The following is a 9,674-nucleotide window of genomic DNA, read 5'->3' as shown; positions in this document are numbered from 1 at the left end:
ATTTGACAAACTGCCTGGAAAAGAAATCGACAGTAATTTTTATGTGATAACTGCCGGTGTTTTTATTAATCTATAGTAACTTTGAGAAGATTTCATCCCGACTTGTCGGGATGAAATCTTTTTTCTTGGATTATTTCTTCTTAAAAATTTTCAGCCAGTAATCGATCTCATTACTCGATAGAGATGGATTAAATTTTGGATTTTCAGCTTTTCGAGTTTTATCTAATATTTTAGCGAACTCCTCAGAACTTTTAACCTGACAACTGTTAATTCTTCCGTAGTTCATCACCTCATGATCCGAAGATACAACCACGAGGATTCGTTTGTTCTTCTCATTGTCAATTGTCTTTTTAAGAATGGAATCAGCAGAAGAGTTGTGGGAATACTTTATGAAAACATTGCTGCCAGCTTTGATAAAAGAATGTTTTGTATCTGGATTAGCATCTGCAGTCGGGAATCCATCGAGGAAAATCGTTGCTTCGTTTTTAGAGTTCATCATGAAATCATTCACAAGTTGAATTAGATTATCTCGGGCTAATATCTTATCCTTTCCAAAATCATTTCTCAATTTTGGATGAAAGTTCATTAGGTTATTTCCGTCGATAAGAAATTTTCTCAATTACTTAAAACGGCTCAATTATTTTTATTAATAAGATTTACAATAACTTTAATCATTATATCTTTTTCTTTTGGTTTGCTTTCAGCAATCATTAGGCAAAGAGCCACAAGTGCATTATCGGCAATTCGCTTTTGTCCTCTTTTATTATAAAGCAATTTATTTCTGTCTAAAAACCATAGAAAAAGAGCTGCAGCAATTCTCTTATTCCCATCAATGAAAGAATGATTTTTAATGGCAAGATATAATAGATTTGCAGATTTTTCCTCTAAACTAGGATATAGATCTTTCCCATCAAACGTTTGATATATTGCTCCAAGTGTTCCCCTAAAAGATTTATCTTTTTCCATACCAAATAATTCAGAGTTGCCGAATTTTTCCTTCAAGCTTTTAATGACATTTATCGCACTGCCATAGGAAAGTTTAAATTTTTCTTTTTTGGTTGTTTTTTCGACAATTAATTCATGTTTATCATATTGATCAAGTATTTTCAAAGCAAAAGTATAATTTGAAATAACATTTAAAATTCCAGCAAACTCATCTTTTTCTAATTGATAGCTTTCTACTACTTTGCCTATTATTCCAAGAGTTCGTTCAAGTTCATTTATCCGGTCAGTTTGCCCCTTTAAACGTTTTTCATATATCGCGTATCCTTTTACCAAATAGTCTTTTAATATTTTATTTGCCCAAATTCGGAATTGTGTTCCCCTCTGCGATTTCACACGGTATCCAACTGAAATAATGACGTCTAAGTTAAAAAAAGCGACTGGCTTATCTGAATTTGGAATATGCAAAAAATGCATATTGCTTTTTTTCTTTAGTTCTCCTTCATTAAAAATGTTATTAATATGGCGAGAAATGACTGATTGATCTCTTTCAAACAACTCAGCCAGTTGAGATTGGTTTAACCAAACGGTTTCTGCGTCAAGTTTCACATCAAGTTTGACTTTACCATCAACGGATTCATAAATAATTATTTCGCCCTTTGATTTCAATATCAATTTCCCATTATAAATTCGACTGAGATTTCTTTAGGCCAATAAAAATGGAACAAATAAAATTGTTTATAAATAGAATCAATCGTCCTTTTTTTAATATTTTTCTCACCTGCTGAACACTCCACCTTGCTTGGTGACTTTCAAATCTTGAAGCTGCGGTGCTTTGACACGAAGCTCAAATCGAAATCCTCTGTAACTTCCAATCGGATACCACTCGAAATTCATGTTCCAGCAATGCAAGTCACGTGAAATTCGCACTACTGGTGCAGAAATTCTTTTTTCAAAAATATCGTAGCTGCCAGATATGTAAAATTTCCATTGGCTGGTCAAATTGAAACTTAAAAGCAAACTCAAATTTGAAAATTTACTAACCTCCATAGGATTATACTTATTTAGAGTATAATTATAATTCAAAGAGAGATTCCATGGAATTGTGAAATCCGGATCACGCTCTGCCATAACTTGTTCATAGAGTGTACGTTGAATTCCCGTTGTAGAGGTTGTATCAAGATTTTCGTTTTCCTCATTGCCCTTTAATTGCTCACCAGAAATATTAAAACTCAAGTTAATTGAAAAATTAGTGAGCCGTGCCAATCCCTGCCCTTCGTTAATTAAAAATTTATTAACACGGTTTTTTATGTTTTTATCAAACTTGTAAAGATCAAAAGACGATGAACCTCCAAAACTTAAAAAGCTGCCGACGTTCGTGTAGAATCCGAGACGTATCTCGGAGAATCTAAGACTATCAGCCGCGAAATTATAAGAGATCCCTCCGTCGAAATTCAGCAATTGATATTTTTTTTGTTCGGCAGTAGTATCTTTTAGATCTGGGGAAGTTTTCATCTCAAAATTATTTCCAATGTTGAATGAGATATTTTGCTGCTCTCCCATTCCAGCTCCGCCAAAGACTTCTCTTTCATGAAGACTGTATTTAATTCTTTGCCCTTTAGAATTGACATAACTTCCAAAATACCCCCACTTTGGATCGGAAAAATCTGGTTGAAAATTATATGATATAGACGGAGTTAATGTGTGGCGAATTGCAGTTACACCTAAAACATTCGGACGAAACATTCCATAAAATTTTGTGTTGACTCCAACTCCCATATTGAATGTACGAACAGTATTCAAATCTTTTACATCTTTTGTAACAATTGAATCTTCACCTTTGTAATTTAACATTGAATAACGTTCAATTTTTTTTGTGTACCATTTCTCTACATAGCTGAATCGAGGTGTAATATTGAAATGCCCAAATTTCGGTGAGATGAACAATGAAGCATTATGATTGATACCGCCGCGGATTGAAAGCTGTCCACCTGTTTTATCCCTTCGATTTAGAAGCTGTGAAGAATAATTAATTCCAAGCAGTTCATACCAGCTATCTTCCAGACTGCCGCCTGCACTGCTTCTTGCTGAAATTTTTCGCTTAAAAGGATAAATTGGAGGTATCGAAAAGTTTAAACTTGGAAGTGTCTCATTAATATTTCCATTTGAAAGATTCTGAACACGATTATAACTCAACGAAACACTCGCACCAGATTCTTCCCACGTTTTATAATATGATGCGTTAGAAATGATTTGATCATTCAGTAATTCATTGATTGAAGTACTTGTATTTCGAATAAAGTTCGAAGAGACAAAACTTAAATTAGCATCGATTCGAGATGTCGGTGTTAGCTCGTGATGATGTTGAATTCCAATCCTATAATCCTGCTGACGTGAAAAATCTCTATCGCTTGGTTCACCGATTTTGAAGTTTGTATATCCTACATCAATCGATCCGTTGAAGTCATACCGTTTTACATATCTGAACCTTGAAGTTAACGCATAACCGCCTTTGGTATAAAAATCTCCGAGGAAATTAATATCCATAAAATCTGAAATCGCCCAAAAGTAACCGAAATGCGAAAAGTATTTTCCGTAACCGAATCGTTCGCCGTAAGCCGGTGCGATAATGCCGCTCCTGCGCCCGCTCTGATTAGGGAAAACTCCGAATGGCAACGGAATCGGGAAAGGAACATCTGCAAAATGCAGCCAAATCCACTTAGCGATTATTTGTTCTTTAAGAACGACCTTCATTTCGGGACTGTAAAAATAGTAATGAGGTTCTTCGGCAGTGCAAGTTGTATAGATGCCGTCTTGAATAAAGTAGGTTTCTTTGTCAATTTTTTTTATTCTTTGCCCGTAATATTTTTGTCCGTCGGTTTCTGTTTCTGCTAAAGAAATACTTCCTTGCTGAGTTTTGAAATTGTATTTTATAATTGTCCCTTTGTATTCTTCGCCCCCGTCTTTAAGGATCGGATTATCGGAAAAAATCTTTTTTGATGTGTCCGATGTATCACTGAACGCAATTCCCTTCGATGTCAGAATATTTGACTCCCAGTTGATATCAATTTCACCGGACTTCAAGTCCATTTCTTTGTAACGGATGTTCGCTTTACCGTAAATATTCATTTTCTTTTTCCCGATGGCATAGACGATTGAATCGGCAGCATTGTAAAATATAATTTCATCGATTTGAGATTTACGTTTTGCTGTATCTGCAATAACCAATGTGTCACTCGAAATTACTCCAGTTGTATTTTGTGCAAAAGTAAATTCAAAACAGATGCTCGCAAAAACGATGAGCAGCAAAATGATCTTTTCAATAGAAATTTTATTTGATAAGTGATTATTCAACAGATGTTTTTACTTCAAGAGTTATTCAAAGTTCACGAATTTTTCATTCTTAATAAAGAAGAAAATGGGAAGGAGGTTACTCATCCGATGTAGAATCCTGTGAGCAGATTTTTAAGGTGCTTCCCCTCTATACAATTAACAAAGAAGCTGCACCCAATATCCCCGCTTTGTTTTTCAATTTTGCTGGATATACCTTAACATCTTTCACTATTTCTCTGATTCCATGATTTTTTAGTGAAGATTCGATTGAATCTATCAATACATCACCTGCTGCGGAAACTCCACCGCCTATTATAAAAGTTTTTATATCGAGAATATTTATCACAGAAGCTAAGCCAATTCCGATATAGCGTCCAGTATCGGTTAAGATTTTATTTGCTAGCTCATCTCCCTGTTGCGAAGCTTCAAAAATTGTTTTGGGTTCAATTTTATCCAAATTATTTTCAGCGAGATCGATTATCAGCGAGTCGGGATATTCATGTAATTTTTGTACTGTTCTTTGTTTTATGTAATTATTTCCGGCATATGCTTCAATACAGCCGTGTTGTCCGCATCTGCACAAAGGACCTTGATAATCGATTGAGATATGTCCTATCTCTCCAGCACCACCGGATTCACCTCGGATAAGTTTTCCATCGACAATAATTCCGCCGCCGACTCCGGTGCCGAGTGTGATCATTACAAAAGATTTTATTTTCCCAAAAGGTCCTGCGGACTTGCCAATTCCAAAATGCAGTTCACCGAGTGCCGCACAATTAGCATCGTTGTCGATTTCAATTCTCGATTTAAATTTTTTTGAAAGAAATTGTTTTACATTCACTCTATTCCACTCAGCGAAATTTGGTGCTGAAGTTACGATTCCCGTTTTAACATTAACCTTGCCGGGAATACCAATTCCGATTCCTTCGAATCGCTGAAGAGAATTGCCTTCAAGAATCTTTTTAATTCCCAAACTGATTTGTTCAAGAACTTTTTCAGGACTTTGTTCGGCAAATGTCGGTATAGAAAATTCACCTGTAATTTTTCCAGCAGAAGAAACAATTCCAAATTTTATGCTTGTTCCGCCGATATCAATTCCAATGATCTGTTTTCTATCTTGCAATCTTTTAATCTTCAATCTTTTTATCTTTCAACCTTTTACTCTTTCAATCCCTTCAATCTTTGAATCTCGTCTCGGATCGCTGCGGCTCTTTCAAACTCATAATCTTTAGCCGCCTCGTGCATTTCGACCGTTAATTGTTCGATCAGATCTTTCTTCTGTTCTCGTGTAAGATGTTTGACAATCGGCTGAAATGAGATCATATGCTTGTTCTTGCTTTTTCCGTAGTCATCTTTTCCTTTTCGAACATCTGCGACTGCAGTTGCAGAGAGAATCTCCTCGGTAGTTTTGTAAATTGTTGCTGGCGTTATTCCGTGCTGCTCATTATATTCAATTTGCTTTTTTCTTCTTCTTTCGGTTTCGTCAATGACTTTTTTCATCGAATCGGTAATTTTATCTGCGTACATAATTACTTTGCCGTTTACATTGCGCGCGGTTCTTCCAGCCGTTTGCAAAAGAGACTTTTCACTTCTTAGAAATCCTTCTTTATCAGCATCAATAATTGCAACGAGAGAAACTTCCGGCAGATCAAGTCCTTCCCGCAGTAAATTCACTCCGACAAGAACATCAAAGTCGCCAAGTCTAAGGTCGCGCAATATTTCCACACGTTCGAGTGAATCGATGTCTGAATGTATATAACGAACCTTCACTTTCAACTTGTCGAAATAATCAGTTAGGTCCTCAGCCATTTTTTTTGTAAGCGTAGTTACAAGGACTCTCTCCTTTTTTTCTGCCCTTATGCGGACTTCATGAAGTAAATCATCGATTTGATTTCGAATAGGGCGAACATAAATCTCAGGATCAAGTAACCCAGTCGGACGAATAACTTGCTCAACGAAGACGCCGTTTGATTTTTCAAGTTCATAATCGCCGGGAGTCGCACTCACGTAAATTACTTGATTTATTTTTGATTCAAATTCTTCAAATTTCATTGGACGATTGTCTAATGCAGATGGAAGCCGGAAACCATGTTCAACCAAAGTTTCTTTCCGGACTCGGTCGCCATTGTACATTCCTCGAAGTTGTGGAATGGAAACATGCGATTCATCAACTATGAGTAAAAAATCACTTGAAAAGTAATCGAATAATGTATATGGCCGTGAACCTGGCTCTCGCCCATCCATATGACGTGAATAATTTTCAATACCGGAACAGTAACCGACTTCTTTGATCATTTCCAAGTCAAATCGGGTTCTTTGCTCGAGCCGCTGAGCTTCAAGCAGTTTATTTTGATTTCGGAGTTCTTCCAATCGCTGGAACATCTCTTTTTCGATTAACTTTATCCCCGTTCGTATTTGGTCTTTTGTAGTTACAAAATATTTTGCTGGATATATTACATAAGAATCAATTTTTTCGAGTGTGCCGCCGGTCATTGGATCAATTATCTTAATCGATTCAATTTCATCTCCCCAGAATTCCAATCTAACAGCTTGATCGTCTAAAAATGCGGGAATAATATCGATTGTTTCTCCTCTTATGCGAAACTTTCCACGGGAAAATTCTATATCGTTTCTGCTGTAATAAATTTCAACTAAACGATTAAGCAGATCCCGTCGAGTAATTCGCATCCCTTTCTTCACTATTAAAACTTGATTCGCATATTCCTGCGGTGCGCCGATTCCATAAATTGCACTAACAGAAGCAACCACAATAACGTCTCGCCTTCCTTCAATTAGCGAGGTAGTTGCTTTTAACCGAAGACGATCGATTTCATCGTTTATTGAAAAATCCTTTTCAATATAGGTATCCGTTGAAACGACATATGCTTCCGGCTGATAATAGTCGTAATAGCTTATGAAAAACTCGACTGCATTTTGCGGAAAGAAAGACTTGAATTCGCCATAAAGCTGAGCTGCAAGGGTTTTGTTGTGCGATAATACTAATGTCGGTCTATTCAAATTGGCAATAACATTTGAAACTGTAAATGTTTTTCCGCTTCCAGTCACGCCAAGTAGTGTTTGATGTTTTTCACCATTTTGGAGACCAGAAGTTAACTCTTTAATTGCTTCAGGTTGATCACCTGTCGGCTTAAGGTTGGATATAAGCTTAAAAGTTTCCATCTGAAAAATAAAAATAAAGAAATCGCTGTTTAACGGAAAGTGAAGATGTAAGTAAAATTAGGCTAAAGCGGAGGCTGAGGCTTAGTATTGAGTTTTTTAAAAATAAAAAATCCGCTCGAAAGCGGATTTCCTTATTAAAATGAGGTATCCAAAATCACATTGGGATTTTGGAGTTAAGAATTTCAATCGAATCGCTGACTTTTACCATTTCAATAGCAAGCTTTTTCACACCGGGTTTCAATATTCCAAGAGATTTAGCAGCTCCATACGAAAGATCGATTTCACGATCACCTACATAGGGCCCGCGATCATTTATTCTCACAATTACTGATTTATCGTTCGCCTTATTTGTAATTCTTAAAAGCGTTCCAAATTTCATTGATTTATGAGCGGCTGTTAGATCAAATTGGTCATAGATCTCGCCATTTGCCGTCATTCTTCCGTGGAATCCAGGTCCATACCAGGATGCCAGCATATCTGGAATTGGTTTATAAGTAATAACCGGAATGGTTTGTACCGTTGAATTACTACTCAATTCATCTTCAATTTTACTGGTGCCGCCTACAATTCCTTCAGTATCAGTCACAACATAACTGAAACCAAGAAGAGATAATAGGATCGCAGTAAAAATGAGCCTATCCAAATATTTCAAAGTTCCTCCATAGTTTGTTATTGATTACTATTATCGGTTGCAAAATTAAATTTTATAACGTTCTCATCCAAGATATGGTTTCATCAAAGGGGGGTAATATGATTTTTTCTAAATTCTCGACCCAATGGGTAATTAGGTCGAATTTAACTAAAAAACAATCTGTTAGCTAATTTACTTAAGATGTTTATTGAACCAATCAAGCCCTCTGTTAAGCATATTAATGTAATGTTGGGATTCATTTCTAATTCCATGTCCCTCGCGAGGGTATAAAACATACTCAACATTTCGGTTAAGAGTTTTAAGCGCTTGATACATTTCTTGAGAATTTGCAACATTCGTGTATAGATCCTTTTCACCTTGCAGAATTAATACAGGTGTAGAAATGTTTCTAACAAAAAATGCAGGAGAACGATTCACCCAGAGATTATTCATATCGATCGGTCTTTCCCAATAGTTGTATCCAAAATACATTTTTTCGAAAACCGGCTGCCACGAATTCGAAAAGTCAGTGAAAAAAGAAAATATTCCATACATTGAAACTGCTGCTGCAAATCGATTGGTTTGGGAGATTGTCCAATTTGTTAGATATCCGCCATAGCTTCCACCGATGATTCCCATTCGTGTTGTGTCAACAAATCCGAGTGAAATTACATAATCTACAGCAGACATTGCATCGTGGAAATCTCCTCCACCAAGATCATATTTATTCGCCTGACCGAAATCATCGCTATAACCTGAACTTCCGCGGACATTTGGTGCCAAAACCAAAAAACCTTCATTGGCATAGACCTGCATTGGATAGGATTGGACGAATGTCTGACGAAAGTTTCCATACGGACCTCCATGCATACAAAGAATTAGAGGATATTTTTTATTTTTCTCGAAATTCACGGGTTTAATTAGAAGTGACTCAATGGTGAATTTACTATCATAACTCCGATGCCGAATCACTTCTAGCGGGGAAATAATATAATTGACTAATTGCTTCGAAAATTCAGTTAGATTTCGAACAGATCCTTTTTCAATTATACAAATTTCTTTTAATGACTGAGAATCTTCAACCAAAGCACAATGTTTATCGCCAGTTAAGTCGATTGTATATGAACTGAACGACTTGCCGAGCGAAGTTAATCTGCGCACTTCACCGGAGTTAATATCAAATTTATAGATTGTATTTTGCATTCCTTCCGAAACCAGTGCAAAAATAATTTTACCGTCAGGATTCCAGAAAAAATCAGTTATCGATAGATTAAAATCCTTTGTGAGATTCTTAACCTTTTTAGAATTCATATCAATTATATGAATGTCTGATTCTGCATATTCGATATCGGGAACTGTCTGCGTGATGAAAGCAACTTTTGAATCGTCGGGTGAAAACTGAGGCAAGGTTTCCGGGCCATCAAAATTAGTCAACTGCTCAGTAGTACTATCAAAATTTAATATCCAAACGTCATGTTTCTGGTCATCATTATATTCTCCTGAATAGTTTGTTTGATAGATTAATTTATCAGACTTTGAAGAGAATTTAAAATTCGAAGCACCAGGATCAAGTGATGCAATTTTTTTG

7 protein-coding genes are annotated in these 9,674 nt (G+C 36.2%); all 7 read right to left on the bottom strand.

Annotated elements, in window-relative coordinates; genetic code table 11:
- Window positions 1–130 precede the first annotated feature (130 nt).
- On the bottom strand, window positions 131–586 hold the full coding sequence (locus FJ213_12080) for a hypothetical protein (GenBank protein MBM4176891.1): 456 nt from the start codon (window positions 584–586) through the stop codon (window positions 131–133).
- 47 nt (window positions 587–633) lie between these two features.
- The gene (locus tag FJ213_12075; GenBank protein ID MBM4176890.1) at window positions 634–1,611 is read right to left on the bottom strand and encodes a Fic/DOC family protein; all 978 of its coding nucleotides are present in this window, start codon (window positions 1,609–1,611) and stop codon (window positions 634–636) included.
- A gap of 108 nt (window positions 1,612–1,719) precedes the next feature.
- Window positions 1,720–4,296, bottom strand: coding sequence for an LPS-assembly protein LptD (locus FJ213_12070; protein ID MBM4176889.1), 2,577 nt, complete (start codon window positions 4,294–4,296; stop codon window positions 1,720–1,722).
- Between the two features lie 127 nt (window positions 4,297–4,423).
- A complete protein-coding gene (locus FJ213_12065) occupies window positions 4,424–5,422 on the bottom strand; it encodes an ROK family protein (GenBank protein ID MBM4176888.1) in 999 nt (332 codons plus the stop codon).
- Window positions 5,423–5,433: 11 nt separating this feature from the next.
- On the bottom strand, window positions 5,434–7,455 hold the full coding sequence (gene uvrB / locus FJ213_12060; protein MBM4176887.1) for an excinuclease ABC subunit UvrB: 2,022 nt from the start codon (window positions 7,453–7,455) through the stop codon (window positions 5,434–5,436).
- A 154-nt stretch (window positions 7,456–7,609) separates the two neighbouring features.
- Entirely contained in the window at window positions 7,610–7,930 is a 321-nt protein-coding gene (locus tag FJ213_12055) for a septal ring lytic transglycosylase RlpA family protein (GenBank protein MBM4176886.1), read from the bottom strand.
- Between the two features lie 348 nt (window positions 7,931–8,278).
- Window positions 8,279–9,674, bottom strand: a 1,396-nt coding sequence (locus tag FJ213_12050) for a S9 family peptidase (protein MBM4176885.1), incomplete at its 5' end; no start/stop codon positions are given.

The organism is Ignavibacteria bacterium, from assembly GCA_016873845.1.
GTDB lineage: Bacteria > Bacteroidota > Ignavibacteria > Ch128b > Ch128b > JAHJVF01.
Note: the sequence above shows the minus strand (reverse complement) of the source record. Positions and strands in the feature narration are given on the sequence as shown.

Bases quoted from the DNA above. Each gene is read 5' to 3' on its own strand.
- FJ213_12080 (MBM4176891.1), bottom strand. From the start codon at position 586: ATGAACTTTCATCCAAAATTGAGAAATGATTTTGGAAAGGATAAGATA.
- uvrB (MBM4176887.1), bottom strand. From the start codon at position 7,455: ATGGAAACTTTTAAGCTTATATCCAACCTTAAGCCGACAGGTGATCAA.
- FJ213_12055 (MBM4176886.1), bottom strand. From the start codon at position 7,930: ATGCTGGCATCCTGGTATGGACCTGGATTCCACGGAAGAATGACGGCA.